A 24,275-nucleotide genomic window follows, 5' to 3' on the forward strand; every position below is an offset into this window, starting at 1 on the left:
GCAACAAAAAAAGCATGCCTAAGCACACTTATTCACCAAAACTGACGCCGATTAATTTACCTGTCTGAATTAAAACATTTTCCTCATCCACTAATTTAAGCTTTCCTGCTACCTCACCAAGGGGTGTGGCTTTTATGTCATTATTGACAATGGATATTGCATTGCCGTAATTTTCTTCCTTAATGAGTTTAGCTGCATAGGCACCTAACTTGGTTGCTAATACCCGATCGTAGGGTGAAGGTGAGCCACCTCGCTGTTGATGCCCTGGTACGGTTACTCTGGTCTCTAATCCTAATTTATCTCTAATTTCGTCAGCCAAACAATAGGACACAGATGGACATTTTAATTTCTCCCGTTCTCGCTTAACTTGCTTGCGCTTCATGTGAAATTCTTTTTGACTTAAAGCGCCCTCAGCTATGGCTAATATGGAAAAATTCTTGGTTTGATGACGTATACGTAGTGCTTCTAAGACCTTGTCTGTATGATAGGGTATCTCCGGTATGAGAATCACATCTGCACCACCTGCTATGCCTGCATGGAGGGTTAACCAACCGGCCTTATGCCCCATTAATTCTACAAGCATCACCCGGTCGTGAGAATCTGCTGTGGTATGAATACGGTCTATCACATCTGTTGCTATATTCACAGCACTATGAAAACCAAAGCTCTCGTCCGTTCCCCATATATCATTATCAATGGTCTTAGGCAAAGCAATGACTTGAAGACCTTCTTCCCTTAAGAGATTGGCATTCTTATGGGTACCATTACCTCCAAGAACCACTAAACAATCAAGGTTCAGTTTCTTATAAGTCTCACGCATCTTCTGTACCTTATCAATACCATCCTCTTCAATCTTTCGCATTTTTTTAAAGGGTGTGCGGGACGTACCAAGAATGGTGCCGCCGCGAATGAGAATACCAGAAAAATCCTTTGGTGTCATGGTCTGATATTGGCCATGGATTAAGCCTTTAAAGCCGTCTTTTATACCGATAATGGTACAATCAAACATACCATAAGATGCTTTGGCAACGCCCCGTATGGCTGCATTTAAACCTGGGCAATCCCCACCGCTGGTCAAGAGACCAATTCTTTTCTTCACCATCATCACTCCTTAACTCCTTATCGATTCCATTTGAAATAAGGTTTAATTTTGCGCATATAGACAACCATGAAATAACCAAAACAATAATCATATGCAAAGAAAAATATTTGTGCTAGAGGAATAATCCACCATACATTTGGAATAGGAACAATGGCACGCATAGCAACATAGTAAATGACCAAAAGTATGTTGAATAGGATACCTTTTATCAGTAATTCAATAGCCATGGACACATGTTTTTTATGTGTAAAATTTTCAATGACGTATTTTGCAATACTGTAAAAGCCAAAAAATCCTATGTAGGTTAAAATCTGAATTTTGTCTCCAGCTAAAATAAAAGCCAGCAAGCTCGATGCAATATAAAAACTAATACCACCTTTTAGATTAGTTTCTACAATAACAACACCTATCATTAATGCAGCTAATGCATAGATGACTAAGGTATTGGCTGGAAATACCATACTTAACAATAGCACAATCTGATTCATGGCTAATAAGACGCCGAGATAAGCCAGTTGTTTTGTTTTTAACAGCATGAAATTAAATCGCCTCCTAAGCATTCACATAGGCAATCGGCACAGATTAATTGCGTACAGCACCCACATGTGTCATTACCACCTGCGCCACCTCGATTATATTGATACGCTCTTGATTGATACCCGCTTTGTACATTCTGAAGTCTTGTCAGGTGATTGCGATATTCCATATTATTAGGCTCCATGTTAACGGCTGTTCTGGCGTATTCAAAGCCTTGGTTGGTATAGCCTGTTCCAACTAGACAAACACTCATGAGATAATACCATTCTCCACTCTTGGTGGACATACCATTTAACATCCGAATAGCATCTTGAAAACGTCTGACTTGAATATAACTCCTTACGCTTGTAAACTCAGATGATGAAGATGATGATGAGTAACGGCTATTGTCATTATAATTATAACTGGAACTACCGCCAAAACTGTCATTGGCACCATTCATTAATGTGTCATAAGCTTCTTTTACTTCTCTGAATTTCTCTTCTGCCAAATCATTCAGTGGATTATCTGAATAGCGATCAGGATGGTATTTTTTAGCCAGCTCCCGATAGGCTTTTTTAATGTCATCTTTACTGGCATTACGGTCAATGCCTAATACTTCATAAGGATCTCTCATGTCATTTTCCTCCTAGTATTCTGCGTTTTAGCTTTGCACTGTTTGCAATTGTCTTTATCTAAAATGCTTCTCATTTTATTTTTCATACCCGAGTAGATGATATTATCCAAAATGGTTTTTTCATGAATCAAGGGTAATTTTTCTATTTCATGATCTAAAAAGGATACATTTAATTGAAGCAAATGCTCTGCATAACCTTTCACATCATCTGTTTCACATAACAAAAAGGGATTATAGCTCTTATTTTTCTTATCCCTTTCCAGATCATCATAAGCGTCTAATATATAGATGTATTTGCCCATATATAACCCAATATTATGAAGATAGGTTTTCCAGTTATCGTCTTTATATACCAGTAATTCACCCATAAGACGGCCGAAAACAGACGCCACTTTTTCCACATCGTTGCACTTTTCTTTTTCTAAAGCCTCTAAGGTTTCTAAGGATTCAATGATGACCTTATTTTTATGAGGGTACCGTTTACTGGCTTTTTTATAGGCCCTCTTTAGAGGTGCCATGGCCAGTAGACTTTTGATGGAATGCTCATCTTTCCAATTATCTTTTAGATTATTATAAGCTAATAATACGTTGATGGCGGCAGCATATTGGCTGACTTCATTTTCGATGATGAGTTGCTTATTTTGTGGATGTGCAATGCACCGACTTTGTTTACAATGACTTTCTGGTTCATATAACGAGGTCAATATGAGAATAAGATATGTCATATCGTAATTAAGGGTAAGTCTGCTCAACTGACCATAATTCTTTTTTAAAGCCATACAAAGCCCACAGTAATACCCCTTATAGGTCATATATTCTCTAACTTTTAGTTCCATTTTATCTATCTGTACGTAACCAAACATGCTATGTCCTCTCAAATTTGTATAATTTTACCGTTTTTAACGTTTATTGGTATAATATACTTAAGTTTTTGTTCATACTATCCGATATAAGAATCGTATAAGAAAAGTATTTCTTAGATAATAAAAAAGCATACCAAGCATAAGCTAAGGTATAAATCTTTTCTATATTATCTCAACAGTATAAGTATATAGGAAATCCAGTAAAACCACAACACCGCAAATGTGAATTTTTTGTGTACATTTTCTTTGTATTCTTATCAAGGAATAGTTCTAATATAAAACACATAAATATGACACGCTATATCAAAAAGTATATATTTAGAACATCATACTCTATAATATCTCTTTTAGTATCTACAAAAAAAATTTTTTTTACCCTAGATATAACATATTTTTAGGGCTAAATCGCTAGTATACTAACTTTAAATATAGCAAAATTTCACTATTATAGTTTTTAATGAAATTATCCCTTGCTTTTTTCTCCAATTATTGTAAAATAGGTGTTGTAGCAGATAAACCTTATACTAAAAATATAATAAAGTAGGGTGATGAATTATGGCAAGTATTGATAGCTTCAAAAAATATACCGTTAATAAATCAACTCCTATTCCTTTATATTTCCAATTTAAAAATATTTTGATTGAAATGATGAAGGATGACGTGTTAAAACCAGGAGATATGATCCCCACGGAGTTTGAGTTATGTGAAATTTATGGTATAAGCAGAACTACTATTAGACAAGCCTTAACAGAATTAGTTAACGAAGGCAAGTTCTATCGTGTAAAGGGTAGAGGTACTTTCGTTGCTCAGACAAAGATTAAACACGATTTTACCAAAAAAGTGAAAAGCTTTAAAGATGAAATGTCAAACCATGGCTATACCCCTAGTACTAAGGTTTTAGAATTCAAGGTAGTCCCCGCTACCCCAGAAGTTTCATCTGCTTTAGGTCTATCACCAAATGCAGACGTTATTTACTTAAAGAGACTTTTATCGGTTAATGATGAACCCATTAAAATCTCTCAAACCTATTTACCTTATTCATTTTGTAAACAAATACTTGATTACGACATGCACGAACACTCACTATACAGCATACTATCTGGCAACATTAACACAAAAGTGTATAAGGTATTAAAAGACATGGAAGCCGTTGTTCCTACCAAGGAAGATTGCGAATTACTTAGTATTAACAAAACAACTGCTATTCAGTTATTCCATGTAAAAGGGTTTAATAAGTTTGAAACCCCTGTTGAATACACGATCTCTCGGTATAGAGGTGATAAAAACGTATTCCAAGTGGAACAATTTGTATAGAAAGAAAGCATAAGGTTTACACATAAATAGCCTCAGGTTTATCCTGAGGCTATCCTTCTGTTACATGGATTCTTCCATACAACTCTATTTTATCTTCTCATATACCCCGACCGATTGAACGTACAGTTAATATTCTAACCTCTACAATCTATTGACTAGATATCCGATACAGGTGTATGCCCTGTCATCCAGTTTAATTCACTATCCATAACAAACTGACTTGCATTAAAACCACTTTCATCCCATTCAGTGAAATCTCGTATGCATTCATAAAATCCATCAATGGTTTCTTGATTCTTATGGGTTAGCAGCTCATCAATAAGCGCCATGATGTTCTCAGGCTTCTCTTTCACCTCATTCAGAATTCTTAAAAACCATTTATGGTAGGGATATAGCACTTCATTATAAGCAAGAATAAGTCGTCCCCCAAATAATATCAAATTGGACACCGCATGGTTCAAGAGGTATGCATTATCGTGCTTGAAGGCTTCATAACTGTACCATCGCCAAGCTTCAAATTGTGCATAAAACCTCTTGATATTACTTTCCTTTTTCTCCACAGGATATTGGGTAATCTTTTGTATTAATCCTTGCAGATTTTTAATTTTAGAATAGAGAATAACCGCACCATCAAAAGCAAATCGAGCCGGTTCACTTCCCATCTCAGCAACTTTCTCCATAAAACTCACACTGATGTATTTCCCATCCACATAACCATCATCGTATGTACATATATCATTATTCCAATAGGTCACTTCCCCTCGTTCAACCTTTTGCTTATAGTCTGCTTCAGTGGTTATAATCATGATATCCACATCAGACTCTGGGGTCTCAAAGCCATGAGCAATGGAACCTGTTAACAATATACCTAAAATGTCCTCGTTGGTTTTTAAATGCTCCAACATCTTTTTTACGGTTTCTTCATGATGTTTATACATAATACCTGACCTCCTATGTACTTATGACATTATCTTATAAGATAAATACATAGGATTCAAGTATAAATCCAAAGAATTGAATTAATTTGCTCTAAAAGTCCATATAGGTATTATCTTTTATGTGCTTTTATAATGACATTTTGGTTATGACTCCATACCACATCCACTTGGTCAAACCCCACTTTATTAAGCAATGCAATTTGATGCTCTAGTGTAAAAGGGATATCAATATGGCATAACGCTGGACGGTTCACCTTCAACTGATGATAGCGCTCTATCAATTTTCTTTCTTCTTCTTCGTCAACAACATAATCACCCTCAATGTATAAACCACCATTCGATAGCCCTTGGTATATTTTCTTGTAAATATGTCCTTTTTCTTTTTCCAAGAAATGATGCATGGTCATGGAAGATATGACATAATCATATGTCTGCTCTTCATATGGATAGGTACTATAAGAATCCATAATTAATGTTATTTGGTCTAAGTGCTCTGCATAGTTCTGCCTGAGGACCTCTAACATGTCATGGGACAAATCAATGCCAGTAACCTTAGCTGCTGGACACCTGTTAAAAATACTCTTTAATTCAAGGCCTGTGCCACATCCAAGGTCTAACAGTGTTACCACGTTATCGGTCTTATGCATAGGTGAGGCTAGCATGTTGTAATACTCATGAAATTTTGCCACTGTTCTTGCCATGTGCTGTTCATAAGACTCTGCCCTGTTATTAAAGAATTCCCCCATTTCTTCCACTTTGTCAAGGTCACCATTAAAATCATACGTCACACCTTGACGCTCCATACCTATTCCTTCATACAAACCTTGGGCAACCTTATTATATAGGCTGGTATCGCAATGTAAATACTGTTTACCTTGCTCTGCATACCAAGACCCTATAGCGTTCATAAAAACCTTGCTATACCCCTTTCCTCGGTGTTTTTCGTCTATGGTAATATAGCGTAAGTAGGCATTGTTTTCTGGTGAACCCCATATAGCTAAATCTGTCGCTTCACCATACCCTATGACCTCATCTTCCTTATCGCGTAATACCAGAGAAAACTTGGTACGTTCATCGCCCTGCTCCACCATAAGTTTCACTTGATGATCGTTACTCACTTCTAACTGGCACATATCCCAAACATAATACACGTTCTCATGGTGTACCATTAAACCATATTCAATAAGCAATTTCTTTACATGATCCATGGATTCATGTAATTTCCCATGTCGAGCATAACAGCTCATACCTGCAATATGGTCAAAAGCAAAAACCTTCGTCATACCCTTGTCATTAAAATAATTGAAAGCCTCTTCTAAAAGCGAGACCCCTGCCTCATGACATTCTGGGTTAAAATACAGATGTCTTATATTACCTAATTCAGGCTCTATGTGTTTTTCTCCTTGTTCGTCATAGTGTATGCCAGCTAAACCATATTGGATAAAACCAACCATGTGGCCTTTTTCATTCACATAAGCTTGTATGGATTGCTCTTGATAGATGGGACATCCCTCTAGTGTCTCATGCCATAGGCACGCTGAAAATTGTTCATAGGTTGTAGGCAGCATGTAAGGTATCTGCCCTTCAAATCTTTTCATATAATTATAGATTAAATAATCGTTGCTTGGATTAATTGTAATGTGTTCCATTGTAATATTCTCCTTTTGCTTCCTTCATATTTTATTAATTAGAATCTTGATTACTTAGGATAGAAGAGTAAGTCACTCCTCTATCCATCTACTTACAATGCAGTATGCATCTCCATATTAAGTAATCGCCCTTTTCATTCAAGCACGAATGATATCCCCAGATCGCATACACTTTGTACACATATAGACACGCTTCGCTGCGCCATTCTCCATGATACGTATACGCTTAAGGTTAGGCTTCATCTTACGATTACTTCTACCACTTACATGTGACCTGGTCACGCTTATTTTCTTACCAAAAGTTGTTTTTTTATCACACTTATAACATCTGGCCATTTTTATCTTCCTTTCTTGTTGGTTCTTCACCATTTTCTATGTTGTTATTGATTGGGTTAACATTCATGTATATCCTCTAATACACTGGCTATACACCTCCTTTCATATGTGTAAGCTTGTATTAAAACCTTTAACTTTCACTACCTTCATCTGTCCTCTAACCCTGTCTTATAAAAAAACATCAAAAAAAAGCATGCCTAAGCATACTTTTCAACACAAATTAAGAGTACAAAGCGACTATGTCGCGTCTTGTGAAGCAAGTTGTATCGTTAGGAAAGTACCCTTAACGCATATGAAAATGCTTCTGTTTCATATGCTAAGTTCAAGGACTTTCCTATAAGAAGAATAAAAGGTAATCGATATGCATCACATAACCATTACCTCATTAACGCTCCCTATAAAAATGAATGTCATTAATAATACATTCACTGATCAAAAATAAAAGGCATCTTAAAATAAGATACCTGATTTTAGCTTCTACGTTTTATCTAAGCCAACTATTGAGTTGAAATAATATGATTATCCTTATTTTAGGTATTATTCAAAAAAGTACACTGAATAGACCTTTTCACAGTTATAAAATTCCATAGGCTATTTTATCTGCAAGGTTAGTCCATATACTTCTTGAATCCATTATTCAATTTGATGAATTATCCTAAAATAAGTACGTATCTTCTCAAAACAAAAGTCCTCCTAAATCATAATACATATAGTATACAAGTTCTGTCTAGCCTTGTCAAGGGATTAGCATTGACAGGTATATTAAGCCTTTAATGTGTATCTTCTACCTCATTATGCCATTCCCAGCTGCCTACATAGGTGAATGATTCATCCTTGATATCATCTTTTTTAAGCCATTGCCCTTTTAATCCTTTTTCATTGGCCACATAATCAAAGTGAGCTTTAGCAATGCCCATATCATTAAAACTCATCATAAATTTTTGCTTTTTGTTTGATGGTGTGGGCATATTGACATTATAAAAATCATAGGTCTTATGGGATTTTAGGATACGCCAAGGCTGTTTATTGGATGCTGATGGTGCTAGTCGAACCATATGCAGCACATCCGCATATGGACCAGCTTCTTTTATGGATAACGGTGTATTAAAATCCTTATGAAAAAACAGTTCTTTCCATGGTTTTCGTTGATCTGCTTTGGATAACTTTCTTGTCAGCTTTTCGAAACCTCTTATGTTGCCACCATAACCTATGGGTGAAACCATGACTACTTGTTCGTTATCTTTTAGAGCAATCATCTTCATGGCATCTTTACTGTTAAATGTACCCCCTAACCAGCACGTGCCAAGTCCCAGCTCTGTCGCCTTAAGTATAATGCCTTCAAAGGCATAACCAAATTCTACAGCTGCATCATAATCGTCCATTAATTCTTTATTGAGTATACCTATGATAAAGGTTGATGCACCTTTAATCATACCATAAGTACCTAGCTTCATGCCTTCTTCCAGTTGAAAATCAATCAAGTCAAATCGAAAGTATTGTCCTCTTAGATTGTCCAGTACTTCTCTCATGATACCTTTTTTCTCTTGTTCCACAGCTTTCTTTGTATACGTTCTAACTGAACGTCTTATCTTGATTATGTCTGTGGGTGATGTATTGAAGATCATGATATAACGCCTCCTAACTTGAATCATTTAAACCTTTTTATCATTATCCTATAAAACAAAGCATCTGTATACGCATATTCATAAAAATAGACGAATATTCTATAAAAAATATCCGCCTATCCTATTTTTTTCTTATTTAATATATTCTAGGAGTAATTGAAGGGTATTCATCATACCTTGAATGTGGGTTCTCTCCATACCGTGAGATGCATGAACCCCTGGTCCGATAAGGGCTCCTTTTACATTATTGCCTGCTCTTAATGCGGCTGATACATCGGACCCGTAACGTGGATAAACATCAAGGGCATAATTCAGCTTATGCTCTTTGGCTAAGTCCACCATGCGATTAACCATATGGTAATCATAAGGACCTGAAGAATCTTTGACACATATGGAGACATCTCTTTCCGTACAACTCAAATCATCACCCATAGCCCCCATATCAATGGCAATCAGCTCACTGACATCTTCTGGTATGTAAGATGATCCATGACCCACTTCCTCATAAGTGGAGATGAATATGTTAAGGGTTTTCTCAGGTACAATCTGGTAATCCTTGATGTACTTTAACAAACCAAATAAAATAGCAACCCCTGCTTTATCATCCAGATGTCTTGACTTAACAAAACCATTCTCTGTGATGCTAACCCTTGGGTCAAAAGCGATAAAGTTTCCAACTTCAATACCTAATTTTTCTACATCTTCTTTCGATGACACGATCTCATCAATTCTAATTTCCATATTTTCTTCACTGCGCTTATGCTCTGCTGCATCGTTATACACGTGAACGGAAGGCATGGTCGTTAGTATAGTACCCTCATAGACTTTATCATCCCGTGTAAAAATCTTGCAGTATTCCCCTTCAATGCTGTTCATCATATAGCCGCCAATGCTGGTAAATCGAATGGTACCACTGGCTTTTATGGATCGTACCATAGCACCTAAGGTATCTGCGTGTGCCGATAATCCAAGTACCTCTTTACTTTTACCCTTTATGGTGATTATACCGCAACCTTTGTTGGTAAACGTCATGGTATAACCCAGTGAGGCCGCCTCTTCTTTTAATAAAGCCATGATGTGATGGCAGAACCCGCTTGGACTTTCTGTCTTCAATAATTTTTCAACAGTCTCTAATACGTACCCCTTATAATGCTTCATACAAACAACTCCTTCTCTCTTTATGATGTGTGTTATGACTTCTTGTGATGATCAACCAACCCGGTTACATGTCTTTGGGTTGGGATTGTAAGTTCTCTGGGTTAATGATGTTCACATCCATGTGTGGATATGGAATGGAAATATTTTCATTGTCAAAAGCGATCTTCATCTGTTCGATGAGGTCAAATTTGACTGTTAGGTAATCTTCTGTCTTGCACCATACAAGAACTGCAAAATTCACAGAACTATCCCCATGCTCAACGATATTAATGTATGGCTCTTTATCTTTCATCACCATTGGATGCTGGTCAATAACCTGACGTATCACGCGTTTCACCTCATATGTATCTACTTCATAAGCCACACCAAAGATTAAATCAACACGTCGTATATGCATGGTGGAGTGATTGATGATACTGTCGTTGGATAAGCCCCCGTTAGGAATGGTAATCACCTTATTGTCCCTTGTTTTTAAGGTGGTATAGAATACCTGAATGTCTTCTACAATACCTTCATGCCCATGAGCTTGTTCCTCAATAAAATCCCCTACTTTAAATGGTCTAAGCAATAAAATCAGAATACCGCCTGTAAGGTTGCCCAGACTTCCTTGTAAAGCCATACCTAGCCCAATACCTGTTGCACCAATAATCGCTAATAAAGGCGCTGTTTCAACACCCAAATTCTGTATAACCATGACGATTAGCAATGCTTTTAATACCAAGCGTATAGCGGATATAAGAAACCGGGTTAAGGAAATATCCACCTTTGATTTGGTAAAAAACTTTTCTAACATTTTCATGGCGTATTTGATGACTTTTAACCCCACAAACAGCAAAATGATACTGATAACTATTTTTAGGCCGTATGTTGTTAAAGCCGTTACGATGTTCAGTTTAATGGTATTCCATTGTAATGTTAACTGATCCATGTATATGTCTCCTCTCTTGTCTTGATGTATTTATAGGCTAATCCCTTTCACATGTTACTTTAATGAATCTATGGGATTATCTTACCTTAGGATGCTTCTTGTTCTTGGGTGGAGGTTTCTTCTTCATCCACTTGATCATGATCTTGTAATAAAATAAGGGGTGAAATATCCTTCCATTTGGTCATGGCAACATCCTTGGTATACACCTTATCTAAATAAGCATATTTAATGTTGAATACATATTCTTCACCATTACTCAACTTCAACGCAATGTATTTTCCATCATAGGAACAATATATAAGCTTTACACTTTCCTTATCCTCAATTATCTTACGATGCACCAATTGATCCATGATGACTGCTTGGTCGTCTTTGGAGAGGGCATAGATTTTACCCTGTACAGGGTCATCTGTTATGGTCTTAAGATTGAACCCTGGATGATTGACACTAAAAGCATACAAATCACTGATACCTGTTTCAATAATACGCCAGCCCTCATCACCTTTTTCCAATGCAAAGCGTTCGTAATCTTGATAATAGGTCGTTGATGATGCCATGACAAAGGCATACTGTCCATCTGTGTTCATATACCGTATAAAGACGTCTCCATTAAAATAAGCTGCAATCTGCTCCTGTATGGTTGTATCGTAAGTGACTTGGTTTGCCTTAGGTGTATCAAATGTATATGCACCATAAGCTGTATCATCCAAAAATGCATATGCATCTTTTCCTACTAACGCATAGGTTTCATCCACTTCATAAACGATTCTATACGCCTTTTTACCATAGTCAAAGCGTATGTCCATTTTTTGATACACTTCTTCTGGTATATCTAATTGTGCCTTAATGATGAGATCTTCTATATGCAGCAGTTTATTATCCTTATAGGCATAGGGGTAGTTGCCAAACACAATATAGGTCTCTTGAGGTAAGGCTTCTAATGCGTCTAGTAATGCTGTACAATAGGTTTCAATCTTACCAAGGACTAATTTGTTTTTTTCATGCATAACATCTTCTTTTGTAAATCTTTTAAGATAACGTCCATAAGTTTCAAAAATCTTATCCACATGTGTATCATCCGTTACAATTAATAGGTGTTTTATTAAGGCTTGCTCTCCTAAGAGCAAATCTTTTAGAATCTCCTCTATGTGGGCTGATGTTAATTGATCTGTTTGATCCATGATGGTGATGGCTCTTTTGGGTGTATCTTCTTGTTGTTGATAGATGCCATAGAGCTCATTGCTCCGTGCCTTACTCATGTCTTGCATCTCTTTGGCAAAAGCTTCTTGATTGACCTTAAGCACAACATCCACTTGGTCAGTTAAGGGATTAACTGCTTCAATGCCCATGATGGGGGGAATGTGAAAATCATCTAAGGACACCTGAAGTAAAGACGCCTTAGCTGTCAACTTATCCAGTAACTTATTTTCTAAGGCATGAGGCAGAGCTAGCAAATCCTTATCCCTTAAGGTAATATGCTTAAAAACCAGATGGATGGTTCTATCCGTTGTTTCAAAGGCAACATCCATGGCAATGGGCACATATAGACCACGTATAATCATGTTTATATAAGCTTTTCCTTCTGCTGTGTTGATATAACCATCTTGAATTCGTTCTTTTTCAGAAAGCTGCAGTCCTTTTATCCGTTCGCTAAACATGGTACTGACCACATCACTTGGTATCTTAATGGTTACGCTATCACCTTCTATCTGCATAATGCTATGGATATCGTTTTTAAAGTAGGTTTTCATAGGCAGTTGATTAAATACCACTTGAAACCTGGCATGATGCAAATAGATAAATAAACTGGTAATGCATATTACAAGTACACCAAATACACTTGCCCCTATTATCAGTGCTTTTTTATATTGGAAATTAATTTTTTTCATCGATATATGACAGGATATTATCCTGTTCCTCCTAACCCTTTATCACCCAATTTTTAACTGTTCAAAACTATTCCATACTATTATATAGCCTGCCTTGCCATAAAACAAGTTACCATAAGGAAATTCATTATATGTTCACAAATCCCTACAGATTTCTTGATTAAGTTAAGTCCACTACCATCATCTATTCATAAATGTCCAGGGTATATAATCGTCAATTTATTACGATTATAACCATATAATCATAAAATAAAACCATGGTAGATGAGGTTGTCTTATGATGTCTTGTTAAGCCAATACATCCTAAGACAGCCTTTACATAATCCATGGTTTTCAGTGAAACCCTTCTGGGTATTCTTTTCTTATAGCAAATCCTTAAATATCACAGTTATTGACTGTTCTTGGGAAAGGTATGACGTCACGAATATTGCTCATACCTGTCACATACATGATAGCCCTTTCAAACCCAAGCCCAAAACCAGCATGGGCCACACTGCCATACTTACGTGTATCAAGATACCAGCTATAATCTTCTTTTTCTAGACCCATTTCATCCATACGAGCTACGAGCTTATCATAGTCATCTTCTCTCTGGCTGCCACCAATGATTTCACCAACACCAGGAGCGAGAAGGTCCATGGCTGCTACGGTCTTATTGTCATCATTCATCTTCATGTAGAAGGCTTTAATATCTTTTGGATAATTAATCACGAATACAGGCTTCTTATACACTTTCTCTGTAAGGTAACGCTCATGTTCTGTTTGAAGGTCAATGCCCCATTTCACAGGAAACTCAAACTTTTCATCGCTTTTTTCTAAAATGTCAATGGCTTCTGTATAGGTAATACGCGCAAACTCGTTATTTAAGACATTATCCAAACGAGCTATTAAACCTTTATCAACGAATTTATTGAAAAACGCCATTTCTTCTGGTGCATTGTCTTTCACAAAACGAATAATATGCTTCATCATGGCCTCTGCCACATCCATATCATCCACAATATCTGCAAATGCCATCTCCGGTTCAATCATCCAGAATTCTGCCGCATGCCTTGGTGTGTTGGAATTTTCCGCTCGAAATGTAGGCCCAAAGGTATACACATTACGAAATGCCATGGCATAGGTTTCTACGTTCAACTGGCCGCTCACCGTTAGATTGGTCTCTTTTCCAAAGAAATCTTTCTTGTAATCAATACTGCCTTCTTCTGTCTTAGGCAGGTTATTAGGGTCCAGGGTACTGACACGGAACATTTCACCTGCTCCCTCACAGTCACTACCTGTAAGAATGGGTGTATGCACATAGACGTATCCACGACTCATAAAAAATTCATGTATGGCTTGAGCCACTAATGAACGGACACGAAAAACAGCTGTAAATGCATTGGTACGCGGTCTTAAGTGCGAAATGGTGCGGAGATACTCAAAGGTATGACGTTTCTTTTGTAAGGGGTAATCCGGTGAAGAGGCACCTTCAACGGTCACGCTTGCTGCTTGTATTTCAAAAGGCTGCTTTGCATCAGGTGTTTCAATGAACTTACCCTTAACAATAATAGCAGACCCTACATTCAACTTGGAAACTTCCATAAAATTGTCTAACGTATTATCCATGACGATTTGAATATTCTCAAAGAATGTACCATCATTGAGTACAATAAATCCAAATGCTTTGGATGCTCGAACACTTCTAATCCAACCAGACACCGTTATTTCTTGATTCACATACTGGCTGGTATGTCTAAATAGCTCTTTTACTGCCGTATATTTCATAACAGTTCTCCTTCCTACTTACTTTCTATATGGTATTATACCATAGTCATGGACATTATTTTAACACTAAATACAGGATAAGTAAAATAAATCATTTTGGTGTCATGAATCCTCTTATTTTTTTAAATAAATTGTGTTATACTCATCATATCATGGTCTATAATGATATCGAATTAAGGGAGGAAGGAATATGGATCCAAGAATCGTTAAACTGGCAAAAAACTTAGTGAATTACGCTGTTAAGGTAAAAGAAGGGGACAAGGTACTGATTAATCAAATTGGTCACAATACAGACCCTATTGCAAAGCAACTGATTAAGGAAGTATACGCAGCTGGTGGTGTACCTTTTATTAATTTTGAAAACGAGTCCATCAAACGGGAACTTTTGCTTAACTGTACCAAAGAGCAAGTGGATATTATAGCAAAAAGAGATGCTACACTGATGAAAGAGATGGATTGTTTCATAGGTGTGCGTTCAGATGATAACAACAATGAGTTAAGTGATGTACCCACTGAGAATAGAAAATTATATGAAGAATATCACTTTGGTCCCGTTCATCACAAAATTCGTGTACCTCATACACGCTGGGTGGTTTCCCGTTATCCCAGTTATGCCATGGCACAACGGGCAAATACCAGCTTAGAGGATTTTGAAGACTTTTATTTTAATGTATGTAACTTAGATTATGCAAAAATGTCCAAAGCTATGGATGCTTTGGTCAACCTTATGAACCGTACGGATAAAGTAAGAATCATTGGTGAAGGTACGGATTTATCCTTCTCCATTAAAGATATTCCTGCTATCAAATGTGATGGCCAAGTCAATATTCCAGATGGGGAAGTCTATACGGCACCTGTTCGTGATTCCATTAATGGCAGACTTAGCTATAACACGCCTGCTGTTTATCTTGGTTATACTTATGAGAATATCGTATTCGAATTTGAAAATGGTAAGATTGTAAAAGCAACCGCCAACAACACAGAAAAAATAAATGCTGTACTTGATACAGATGAAGGCGCTAGGTACATTGGTGAGTTTGCTATTGGTGTAAATCCTTATGTGATTCACCCTATGAAAGAAACTCTATTTGATGAAAAAATCATGGGCAGTATCCACTTAACGCCTGGTAATGCTTATGATGATGCAGATAACGGCAACCGTTCAACGGTTCACTGGGATCTTGTGTATATCCAAACACCTGAGTATGGTGGCGGTGATATCTATTTCGATGACGTGCTCATTCGAAAAGACGGCTATTTTGTTCATCCTGAACTCGAGTGTTTGAATCCTGAAAATTTAAAGTAACTATAAAAGTCGGGGCTGTCTCATAAAAAGCAATTTTGTTGGCTAGAAGTCTCTGGCAACTATAAGAGGTTAAGCTTTTCAGACCCCTAAACGTCCGTGTTTAGAGGGTCTGCGCTTCGCCGTCCATGGCTACGCTTTACGCTTAACCTCTTATAGTTGCCTACGATATTGACGTTATTTTGCTTTTTTGAGACAGCCCCATTTTATGAATCTTCTCTTACTCTTTAATAAACATAAACAAATTGTTCATATGGAATGGGTCTTCTTAACGTACCAGTAAAAACTTCTCTGCTACTATAATCATAACCACTGCTGTATTCATAATAATAACCATCATCGAACTGACTCAATACAGCTCTTACCTCGGGTACTTGATTATAATCAGGATCATTATGATGAGGAGGACATGTTACAAAATAAGTAAGCACTCTGCCGTCTGCTAATCTAACCCTGATATCAAACTCACCCATTTTGAAAGGGTCTTCGTCGGGATCAGGTGGCGGGGTGGTCACACTAATTGATGTAACTTTTGTTTTTTTCTCCACTGTTTTATAGGGAACGTAATCGGATACTACTTCATATACATCATGACAAAAACCTGCATATAGGTTACAATACATAGCTTCTGGGGGTGCATTATTAGGGAAAGAATAAACGGTACCCTTGGTTATGGAATAGGAAGAACTCTGGGCATTATTGTTGGTAAGGGTGGTGCTGACGGATGCACTTACGCCTACCTTTGCAATTTTAAAACTAGCTGATGCCTGCGTATTAACGCTCCACGTCACAGAGCTGCTTCTTGTTGATGTGTAATTTTCTGTTACGGATTTTGTCTGTCCATTGTATAAGCTAAAGATATATTGTGATTGATATAGTTCTAGGTCCGTATGGGTACGTTTAATATGTCGTATACGGAACTTATATTTTTGTCCATTACTATCGGTCTTAATGGTATACCCATCTGTGGAATTTTCATTATAGGGTACTCCAATATAGATGTTCTGACTCTTTTCTGATAAAGGATTCATAGGTCTAACTTGTAAGGATTGGGACACAGTTATGCTACGGTTGTTGTCATATGAATGCGCATATACAGGTAATGATGTGCACGTTAGCATGATAGCTAAAAATAAAACATAAACCTTTTTCATTGTAACATCCCTTTCTTCATTTGACTTAATAACACATCAACGCGATATAGTGTTATTAAACAAATTATACCATCTTTTTTCTTATTATTCAATTATTGTTTCATAATCTTCATTTTTTCTTATTATTTGATATTTAATGTACAATAGTCCATTACAGTAAATCTTCATGCATTGCTTATTATTTAAACAAATAATCAAAAAGGACTGTACCCATTGGGTTAGCACGCTGATTGCGTACAACTTCCTAATGGGTACAGCCCTTACGCTTATTTATTTTTATTTTCTTATAGATCATCCATGATGCTAAGAAACTGTCTTATATTTAAATCGAAAATGCCCTATAATTTTCCCCCGTTCTTGCCAAGATAACAGTTTATCCTCTTCTCGTGGGTAATCGTAGGCATTGTGAATCACATAAGGCACACCGTCTTTTCTTCGTTTATTAGAAATCACCGCAATATGGTCTGGCCGTGACAAAATAATGATATCCCCACCCTGCCACTCTTTGAGGTTTTCTTTATCATAAGGTATAAGTTGAGTGGTTAGCTTGTCCATATACTTTTTAAAAAATTGATGTTGGTTCTTTACTCTTCGAAAGTCAATATTCGGGTCTGGTTGATTAATTCTTGGATAGTCATGGGTATTCATGGCAATGTCTTGATCCATGTCATCTTTTAACAGATAACCTGCATGTTTAAAAGCTCGCCAGATTACATCTGTACAGACGCCTTCATCTTCTGGGGGATAACCGCCCTGATAGTATTCACTGCGATAGGTGGTATGATTTTTTACTTCTAACCGAGCACCTTCAACAATATCGGTCTTATCATCCAGTCCATCTCCGTCCATATCACTGTAACAAACCAAGGTTTCCACTTTTAGAGCAGGACGAAACAGATACAACATATCCCCATATTTCCACTGATTGTACCCTCCAATACTTACAACAAGCAACACCAACAACCCAATTTTAGATACCCTTCTCCTCATTTTTCCACCTGATTTCGTATTGTATTACCATTATGATACCACAATACGGTGGTTATAAAAATTAAAGTACCATTAATAAATGAATACCGCTTGATGCCCAAAGGATTCCCACCCTGCTTTAAAGGCCTCTAAATGCCTTTTTAAGACCATGTTCTTGGATGGGTCATTGAAATAGACATACCCCTTATCATAACCGATTATAAGGACTGCATGTTGCGTATAGGACATCTCTACGATTCCATGAGATGTTTGCCATTGATGAATAGAAGCATCTGGCACTTGCTGATAGATATTGGGGGATATGACCCATACAGGATAACCTTTGCCTACGTAATGAAGTACGTGTTCAAAGTCACTTCCCGTAATATCCAATACCTTCCCAGGCATATAGTGATTGGCTAATTGAGCAATGGGCTCGTGGTAGACACCATATCCTTTGTTGTTGGCATTAGCCATATCACCGACAAACCCATAATGGGCATTGCCAAAACAAATCATACCATCTGTTACTTCATAAGGTGCAGGGTCTTTCTTTACTTCGTCTGCCAATTGAAGCTTATCCACTTTGTCATCTAAATAATAATTTAAAAGCATACTCAAGCTAGTTACTTCACAGCCTCTAGGCAGTTCAGGCTTTTGAGGTATAACAGGTACACCTGCTATGTGAATGGACTCCGGTTTTTTACCAGCATACATGATGGTATATTGTCCTTCTTCTTTTTTTAGAATGGTACTCTGTTTGTGCTTATCTGTGGCTAATAATGCATCTGTTAGGGTATCATAAGAGCCTGAATAATGACCCTGTCCTATGAGCTCATAGCCTTTTTTGGTATTTTTATTATCAAAAATCAATTCAGTGTAGCGTGTTTTTCTTATATCTTTTACCATACGCTCGTCTAAAACATACGTTTTCATTTGCTGGGATGGTCCAGGGGGCGTTTTTACTTCATCGAATAGGTAGTCCTGTCGAACTATTTCTTGAAGCAATACCTTCGACCCAGTAGGAGATGAACGGATGTCTTTTTCCTTACGAACGACGCTATAGGCAATCTTGTTATCCTGCCACTGAATATCGTGGTAGAACCTGCCTATGGGTGCTTTTAATTCATCGATAACTTGTCCCCTATCATCCAAGAAGACAAGTGCATGATACAAAAAGGTCATGGTCCCATCAAGTTTCTCCATGGTATCCTTCATATGATAATAACCCACCACAATCTGATTGTTATAGGTACCAAGAATATGATTGCTTACTTCTTCTCTGGATTCCACACGTTGTTGAATGATGTATTTATCCACGGTAAGACCGTCTACTTGTCGATTGATACGTGGATGGGTATCCTTTTCCCAAAATAAGGCGGATTGATTATCTGTCACATATATTTTTCTTGTATCATAAGGCATCTGGTCACTTATTAGATTCACAAGGCCTTCTTTTAAGTTTACTTGATAGTAAGCACCGTCGCTTAACAATTGAAGCATTCGTAGGTCCTCTGTCACCGTTATGTACCGTCTCAGCTCTTTTTCCATCTTATCCAACCCATAAGGCATATGAATAAAGGCTGCTTCCTCATTATCACCTGTTATGGCATTATATTGGTAGAGGGCTATACCGTTCTTCCCTCTGTTGAGACCTGTATTCATATAACCGTATACCACATAGGTTAATATGCCACTATCGTTTATATCTAACAATTTTATCCTATGCTGATTATAATTATCAATGATATAATCACTGTTCAGTATATCAAAGCCAAATATTTTGCTGTAGCTTTCCCGTCTGCCGTCAAGGAGCCACACTTCTCTATCCCTTATAAAAGCATGGTAACTGCCATTATCGGATTGTAAGCTTTCTATATGAGCACTCTCTGGAGCCATGATGGACTGCAATGTGCTTTTGTGTTTGTCGGCATTCATCATCCCATGACGGGTAAAATGATTCACTTGAATAAGCTTGTCACCGCTCAATTGATAAGTCTCAGTAAAATCCCAGTATTCAAATTCATAATTTTTCCTAACGGCTACTGTATAATCTAATGCCACTTCATATTGTTGATGCTCAGGGTCTATGGTATTAATGGTAATTTTGGGCTCGCTCATGGGTAGAATATCTTTCCCAAATTGCCACATAACAGCATCCATGTTGCTCCTATTGCTGACCGCTGAAAAAGTTCCCTCCAGTGACCGTTCTACTTTTGGTAATAAAGCGTTAAGGGTTTTCTCATCCTTATCTAAGGCAGCATTGTGAATGGTCATAACGGTATCATATAGATAATCGATTCTTTGACTATCACCGATATAGAAAGGCTGATAATAATAGAGGGACTCCCCATCCCGCTTATAGGTTAATCGCAGCATATATGGATATGCTTTAGAAGCTAGATTAGGTATGACCAACTGCGCTCTAATATGATCCCCTGATTGAATAATGTTCTTGTTACGAATATAGGCTGTATCCAAGACCTCCTGATTAAGAGGGTTCAAGATTTCATATTGAAACAGCATGGTCTTGGGCTGGTCTTCCAAAATAACCTCAACCACTTCATTGGACTCAAAATAAGTATAGCTATCAGCTGTTATAAATGGAATGCATCGGGTATAGGGGTACATAATATTATAGGAACGCTCGTTTCTAGAAATAGACAGCACAGGATAAGCGTCTGTATCATCACGAGACGCATCTTTTGATAAAGATGTTCTTTGGGTTTCTATATATGCATGACCGACTAAGATAAACATGAGCAGGGCAAGTATGAATACCCTAAAGCCTAATTTCTTCAAGATGCATCCTCCAGTTTTACAAAATATGTTTTCCTTATATATAAAACTATCAGAGCCTCTATTAAATGTCAATTATATCCATTATATTTCTACAATATTAGTGATAATATCCTAAGCAAGTCCTATGGCATTTGACTTATATCCTAAGGCTTATTCCCATAACCACTCACCCGTATGCTCCAACTTATTTCATGCTAGATTCAATATCATCCTATTGCCTATTTGACCACATCTTGATATGGAAGACGCCATAAAAATAAGCTACAAACCTAGTATGTATTCCTTTTACATGACCATACTAGTGCTTATAGCTCTATGGCTTAACCATCATATTCTTCATCATCTATATTTTTTGTCCATTGATATTTATAGGGGCGTCTGTTTTTGGGTTTTTCCATTATACGATTTTCCCGAGCTTTCCCTTTTAGTTTTGCCCCGTGTTTTTTTATCCTTTGTTCTTTATCTAATTCTTTTACCCTTTCTTTTTTAGGCATGTTTAAACCCTTCTTATTTTTTATTTTTTAGATCTTCGACAAGTTTTTCCAAAGCTTGTATGCGCTCTTGTAAGCTTTCTATTTCGTTCATGTGATGACTGGACTCTTTTATCAAATCATCCATATCCTTGATACCGTAATACCGCAGACATCCCGTCACAATACGGTTAGCTATATCGTCTATAAAATCTTCTTGAAACATCCAATAGAGTTCGTCTTTAATGTCCATAAAACTGGCATCAATATGTATGGCACACATGGTAGTTTGCTTTAATAGATATGTTTTAGTAAACTTAATTGTACCTTTATATTGGTCATCAATTAAGGCATGATGTACAAGGTAGGCTAAATGCCTGCTGTTTGTATTTTTACCCTCATAAGTGATATGAATAAGATCATCATAGTCATCCCAATCACAAGCTTTTGGGTCATAATGTACAGCCAGATATATACCTAATCGATTACTCACCACGCCGGAATATTTTTTGCTATAGGTTAAAAAATTAGCATTGGCTCGGTTAACACGGGTTTCCAAGGAAACATCATAGGTCTCTGGTACAACATTTAATATTGCAAATCCTAACTCATGAGCCTTCTCTAGAATTTTATTGGCAATCTGAGTATTAAACATACGGCGAATGATATAATTTTCATCTGTTGCCACAGGTAATAACGTACGATTCACACTGTACATCTGTTCACTATAACCGGCATCCATAATAAGGAGTGGACTATAACCCAATCTCTCTTTTATTTTCATAAAATTACCATCCAACTATTCTTATTACTAGTATATATGCCCAAGTTAATGAATATACATATCTTTTAAATTTTCTCTCTTGTTAACTGCTGTATATGGTATAACAATAAAGTCTTTTGAAGAACACCATACCGGTTTCCATAATGCCCATTTACCGTTAGTAAAGTTTTTTTAACACAAATGGAGAACACTCCTATTTCATGTGATAAATTAGAACTTTCTTTGTATAAGATGATAAAAAGCCCCATACCTATGCTATGAAAGCAATGGTATAGGGCCGTTTTATTTTTAACTAATGGCCTCAAATTGAGCCATGTAGAGATTATAATAGATACCTTGTGCTTGCAATAAATCCTCATGTGTACCGCTTTCCAATATATTGGCGTGGTCCACTACAAATATACGGTCTGCCTTTTGTATGGTGGACAAACGGTGTGCAATAACAAAGGATGTTCTGTCTTGCAAGAGGGCTTCAATACCTTGTTGTACTAACCTTTCTGTATGGGTATCGATACTGGATGTTGCTTCATCCAAGATGAGTATTTTGGGCTTAGATAGTAAGGTTCGAGCAAAAGCAATTAACTGGCGTTGACCAACGGATAGCTTGGTTCCTCGCTCATTCACCTTGGTATCATAACCGTCATCCAATTTCATGATGAACTCATGTGCGTGTACGGATTTTGCTGCTTCTATAATCTCTTCATCTGTCGCATCTAACTTACCATAGCGAATATTGTCCTTAATACTGCCTGTGAATAAAAATGTATCCTGTGTCATAATACCCATCTGGCTCCGTAGACTTTCAATGGTCACTTCCTTGATATCCACCCCGTCGATTTTAATGATTCCTTCGTTAATATCATAAAAACGGCTTAATAAGTTCACAATGGTTGTTTTACCTGCTCCTGTAGGACCTACTAAAGCAATGGTTTCTCCTTTTTTAATCTCAAAAGAAACATCTTCAAGGACCTTAATATGATCCTCATAACCAAATGTCACATGGTCAAAGGTGACCTGACCATGAATCGTGGGCATTATTTTTGCCTCATTCACATCTTTGATATCTGGTTCTGTATCCAGAATCTCAAAAATACGTTCGGCTCCTGCCACGTTGGTAATCAGCTGGTTGTAGAAGTTACTAAGATTCATAATGGGCTGCCAGAACATACCGATGAATGCACTAAAAGCGATAAGGGTACCGGATGTGATCGCTTCACTTCCGATGAGCCGAACACCAATGAAATACACAATGGCTGAACCAATTCCCCAAGAAACCTCTACCATGGGCCAGAAAAAGTTATTGAGTTTAATGGCACTGATAAAGGACTGCTGATGTTCATCCAATAACCCCTTAAAGGTATCACTTGTATAACCCTCAGCTGTAAAGCTCTGTACAACACGTACACCTGAAAAAGTTTCATGGGTATAAGCATTCAAATTAGAATTCTTCTTACGAAATATTTGCCACCGCTTATGGGCTCTTGTCTGGATGTAGTACATACCTGCTACGAGTAGCGGCAAGAATGCCATAGCCCCAAGTGCTAATCGAACATTCATAATAAACATAATAATCAGCACCACAATGATGGTGACAAAATCAGGTATTAATGTAATAACACTGTTATTTAAAACGTTTTTCAGGGAGTTTACATCCCCAATTACCCTTGCCAGAATCTTACCTGCTGGCCGCTTATCAAAGAAGTTAAAGGATAATTTCTGTAAGTGTTCATAGAGTTCTTGGCGAATATCCATAAGAATCTTATTGGAAACACGGGACATCATGATGATCCTTTTTTTCATGCAGTATCTGGACACAAGGTTAATGACCACTGCAAGACCGCCAATTACAAACAAACCATTTATATTATTTTCCTTTATATAATCATCTACTGCTATACGCATCAGTATAGGGTTAACCACATTAACGCCTATGATAATTCCCATGATAAATAGTATGGCAACGATTTGTTTTTTATAGTCTTTCATATAGGCAAAGAGCCGTAATAAGGTGACCTTTTTCAGAACCTCTTTTGACTGTTCATCTTCTCTAAAACTGTTAACTGCCATAATT

General features: G+C 37.1%; 20 protein-coding genes. 2 read left to right on the forward strand and 18 right to left on the reverse strand.

The window, feature by feature from the left end; all coding sequences use genetic code 11:
- Nucleotides 1–28: 28 nt before the first annotated feature.
- From HZI73_RS00325 to HZI73_RS00340, 4 genes are read right to left on the reverse strand one after another with little or no spacing between them, the layout of a single operon-like run.
- A complete protein-coding gene (locus tag HZI73_RS00325) occupies nucleotides 29–1,105 on the reverse strand; it encodes a 6-phosphofructokinase (protein ID WP_246552300.1) in 1,077 nt (358 codons plus the stop codon).
- A gap of 14 nt (nucleotides 1,106–1,119) precedes the next feature.
- Nucleotides 1,120–1,638, reverse strand: coding sequence for a hypothetical protein (locus HZI73_RS00330; protein WP_212696305.1), 519 nt, complete (start codon nucleotides 1,636–1,638; stop codon nucleotides 1,120–1,122).
- Entirely contained in the window at nucleotides 1,629–2,255 is a 627-nt protein-coding gene (locus HZI73_RS26605; RefSeq protein WP_212696306.1) for a J domain-containing protein, read from the reverse strand. The genes HZI73_RS00330 and HZI73_RS26605 overlap by 10 nt, the downstream gene beginning before the upstream one ends.
- Nucleotides 2,252–3,118, reverse strand: a complete 867-nt coding sequence (locus HZI73_RS00340) for a DUF5685 family protein (protein ID WP_212696307.1) — start codon at nucleotides 3,116–3,118, stop codon at nucleotides 2,252–2,254. The genes HZI73_RS26605 and HZI73_RS00340 overlap by 4 nt, the downstream gene beginning before the upstream one ends.
- A 555-nt stretch (nucleotides 3,119–3,673) precedes the next feature.
- Here HZI73_RS00340 and HZI73_RS00345 point away from each other — a divergent pair.
- Nucleotides 3,674–4,432, forward strand: a complete 759-nt coding sequence (locus HZI73_RS00345) for a GntR family transcriptional regulator (RefSeq protein WP_212696308.1) — start codon at nucleotides 3,674–3,676, stop codon at nucleotides 4,430–4,432.
- A 155-nt stretch (nucleotides 4,433–4,587) separates the two neighbouring features.
- Here HZI73_RS00345 and HZI73_RS00350 read toward each other — a convergent pair whose 3' ends face one another.
- From HZI73_RS00350 to asnS, 8 genes are all read right to left on the reverse strand, one after another.
- A complete protein-coding gene (locus HZI73_RS00350) occupies nucleotides 4,588–5,370 on the reverse strand; it encodes a nucleotidyltransferase domain-containing protein (RefSeq protein WP_212696309.1) in 783 nt (260 codons plus the stop codon).
- A 110-nt stretch (nucleotides 5,371–5,480) separates the two neighbouring features.
- Nucleotides 5,481–7,019 (reverse strand): bifunctional GNAT family N-acetyltransferase/class I SAM-dependent methyltransferase, encoded by a 1,539-nt coding sequence (locus HZI73_RS00355; RefSeq protein WP_212696310.1) that lies wholly within the window; start codon nucleotides 7,017–7,019, stop codon nucleotides 5,481–5,483.
- Between the two features lie 138 nt (nucleotides 7,020–7,157).
- Nucleotides 7,158–7,388 (reverse strand): large ribosomal subunit protein bL28, encoded by a 231-nt coding sequence (locus tag HZI73_RS00360; RefSeq protein ID WP_246552302.1) that lies wholly within the window; start codon nucleotides 7,386–7,388, stop codon nucleotides 7,158–7,160.
- A 737-nt stretch (nucleotides 7,389–8,125) separates the two neighbouring features.
- The gene (locus tag HZI73_RS00365) at nucleotides 8,126–8,980 is read right to left on the reverse strand and encodes a nitroreductase family protein (RefSeq protein ID WP_212696311.1); all 855 of its coding nucleotides are present in this window, start codon (nucleotides 8,978–8,980) and stop codon (nucleotides 8,126–8,128) included.
- A 132-nt stretch (nucleotides 8,981–9,112) separates the two neighbouring features.
- The gene (locus tag HZI73_RS00370; RefSeq protein WP_212696312.1) at nucleotides 9,113–10,138 is read right to left on the reverse strand and encodes a M42 family metallopeptidase; all 1,026 of its coding nucleotides are present in this window, start codon (nucleotides 10,136–10,138) and stop codon (nucleotides 9,113–9,115) included.
- Between the two features lie 64 nt (nucleotides 10,139–10,202).
- Entirely contained in the window at nucleotides 10,203–11,066 is an 864-nt protein-coding gene (locus HZI73_RS00375) for a mechanosensitive ion channel family protein (RefSeq protein ID WP_212696313.1), read from the reverse strand.
- 86 nt (nucleotides 11,067–11,152) lie between these two features.
- Complete coding sequence (locus tag HZI73_RS00380; RefSeq protein ID WP_212696314.1) at nucleotides 11,153–12,955, reverse strand: hypothetical protein; 1,803 nt, start codon at nucleotides 12,953–12,955, stop codon at nucleotides 11,153–11,155.
- Nucleotides 12,956–13,330: 375 nt separating this feature from the next.
- On the reverse strand, nucleotides 13,331–14,722 hold the full coding sequence (gene asnS, locus HZI73_RS00385; RefSeq protein ID WP_212696315.1) for an asparagine--tRNA ligase: 1,392 nt from the start codon (nucleotides 14,720–14,722) through the stop codon (nucleotides 13,331–13,333).
- A gap of 190 nt (nucleotides 14,723–14,912) precedes the next feature.
- On the opposite strand from asnS, the gene HZI73_RS00390 reads away from it, so the two are divergent.
- Complete coding sequence (locus HZI73_RS00390; RefSeq protein ID WP_212696316.1) at nucleotides 14,913–16,028, forward strand: aminopeptidase; 1,116 nt, start codon at nucleotides 14,913–14,915, stop codon at nucleotides 16,026–16,028.
- 224 nt (nucleotides 16,029–16,252) lie between these two features.
- Here HZI73_RS00390 and HZI73_RS00395 read toward each other — a convergent pair whose 3' ends face one another.
- The 6 genes from HZI73_RS00395 to HZI73_RS00420 form a co-directional block, all read right to left on the reverse strand.
- Nucleotides 16,253–17,179 carry a hypothetical protein gene (locus HZI73_RS00395; RefSeq protein WP_212696317.1) on the reverse strand — a complete coding sequence of 309 codons (927 nt, stop codon included), beginning with the start codon at nucleotides 17,177–17,179 and terminating at the stop codon, nucleotides 16,253–16,255.
- Nucleotides 17,180–17,482: 303 nt separating this feature from the next.
- Nucleotides 17,483–18,169, reverse strand: coding sequence for a DUF1287 domain-containing protein (locus HZI73_RS00400; protein WP_212696318.1), 687 nt, complete (start codon nucleotides 18,167–18,169; stop codon nucleotides 17,483–17,485).
- A 72-nt stretch (nucleotides 18,170–18,241) separates the two neighbouring features.
- Nucleotides 18,242–20,950, reverse strand: coding sequence for a C39 family peptidase (locus HZI73_RS00405; protein ID WP_212696319.1), 2,709 nt, complete (start codon nucleotides 20,948–20,950; stop codon nucleotides 18,242–18,244).
- A gap of 320 nt (nucleotides 20,951–21,270) precedes the next feature.
- The gene (locus tag HZI73_RS00410; protein ID WP_212696320.1) at nucleotides 21,271–21,444 is read right to left on the reverse strand and encodes a hypothetical protein; all 174 of its coding nucleotides are present in this window, start codon (nucleotides 21,442–21,444) and stop codon (nucleotides 21,271–21,273) included.
- A gap of 13 nt (nucleotides 21,445–21,457) precedes the next feature.
- Nucleotides 21,458–22,204 (reverse strand): N-acetylmuramoyl-L-alanine amidase, encoded by a 747-nt coding sequence (locus HZI73_RS00415; RefSeq protein WP_212696321.1) that lies wholly within the window; start codon nucleotides 22,202–22,204, stop codon nucleotides 21,458–21,460.
- Between the two features lie 288 nt (nucleotides 22,205–22,492).
- On the reverse strand, nucleotides 22,493–24,271 hold the full coding sequence (locus HZI73_RS00420; protein ID WP_212696322.1) for an ABC transporter ATP-binding protein: 1,779 nt from the start codon (nucleotides 24,269–24,271) through the stop codon (nucleotides 22,493–22,495).
- Nucleotides 24,272–24,275: the final 4 nt, after the last annotated feature.

Origin of the sequence: Vallitalea pronyensis (assembly GCF_018141445.1) — a bacterium.
Classification (GTDB): Bacteria; Bacillota; Clostridia; order Lachnospirales; family Vallitaleaceae; genus Vallitalea; species Vallitalea pronyensis.

Bases quoted from the DNA above. Each gene is read 5' to 3' on its own strand.
- HZI73_RS00325 (WP_246552300.1), bottom strand. From the start codon at position 1,105: ATGATGGTGAAGAAAAGAATTGGTCTCTTGACCAGCGGTGGGGATTGC.
- HZI73_RS00330 (WP_212696305.1), bottom strand. From the start codon at position 1,638: ATGCTGTTAAAAACAAAACAACTGGCTTATCTCGGCGTCTTATTAGCC.
- HZI73_RS26605 (WP_212696306.1), bottom strand. From the start codon at position 2,255: ATGAGAGATCCTTATGAAGTATTAGGCATTGACCGTAATGCCAGTAAA.
- HZI73_RS00340 (WP_212696307.1), bottom strand. From the start codon at position 3,118: ATGTTTGGTTACGTACAGATAGATAAAATGGAACTAAAAGTTAGAGAA.
- HZI73_RS00345 (WP_212696308.1), top strand. From the start codon at position 3,674: ATGGCAAGTATTGATAGCTTCAAAAAATATACCGTTAATAAATCAACT.
- HZI73_RS00350 (WP_212696309.1), bottom strand. From the start codon at position 5,370: ATGTATAAACATCATGAAGAAACCGTAAAAAAGATGTTGGAGCATTTA.
- HZI73_RS00355 (WP_212696310.1), bottom strand. From the start codon at position 7,019: ATGGAACACATTACAATTAATCCAAGCAACGATTATTTAATCTATAAT.
- HZI73_RS00360 (WP_246552302.1), bottom strand. From the start codon at position 7,388: ATGGTGAAGAACCAACAAGAAAGGAAGATAAAAATGGCCAGATGTTAT.
- HZI73_RS00365 (WP_212696311.1), bottom strand. From the start codon at position 8,980: ATGATCTTCAATACATCACCCACAGACATAATCAAGATAAGACGTTCA.
- HZI73_RS00370 (WP_212696312.1), bottom strand. From the start codon at position 10,138: ATGAAGCATTATAAGGGGTACGTATTAGAGACTGTTGAAAAATTATTG.
- HZI73_RS00375 (WP_212696313.1), bottom strand. From the start codon at position 11,066: ATGGATCAGTTAACATTACAATGGAATACCATTAAACTGAACATCGTA.
- HZI73_RS00380 (WP_212696314.1), bottom strand. From the start codon at position 12,955: ATGAAAAAAATTAATTTCCAATATAAAAAAGCACTGATAATAGGGGCA.
- asnS (WP_212696315.1), bottom strand. From the start codon at position 14,722: ATGAAATATACGGCAGTAAAAGAGCTATTTAGACATACCAGCCAGTAT.
- HZI73_RS00390 (WP_212696316.1), top strand. From the start codon at position 14,913: ATGGATCCAAGAATCGTTAAACTGGCAAAAAACTTAGTGAATTACGCT.
- HZI73_RS00395 (WP_212696317.1), bottom strand. From the start codon at position 17,179: ATGAAAAAGGTTTATGTTTTATTTTTAGCTATCATGCTAACGTGCACA.
- HZI73_RS00400 (WP_212696318.1), bottom strand. From the start codon at position 18,169: ATGAGGAGAAGGGTATCTAAAATTGGGTTGTTGGTGTTGCTTGTTGTA.
- HZI73_RS00410 (WP_212696320.1), bottom strand. From the start codon at position 21,444: ATGCCTAAAAAAGAAAGGGTAAAAGAATTAGATAAAGAACAAAGGATA.
- HZI73_RS00415 (WP_212696321.1), bottom strand. From the start codon at position 22,204: ATGAAAATAAAAGAGAGATTGGGTTATAGTCCACTCCTTATTATGGAT.
- HZI73_RS00420 (WP_212696322.1), bottom strand. From the start codon at position 24,271: ATGGCAGTTAACAGTTTTAGAGAAGATGAACAGTCAAAAGAGGTTCTG.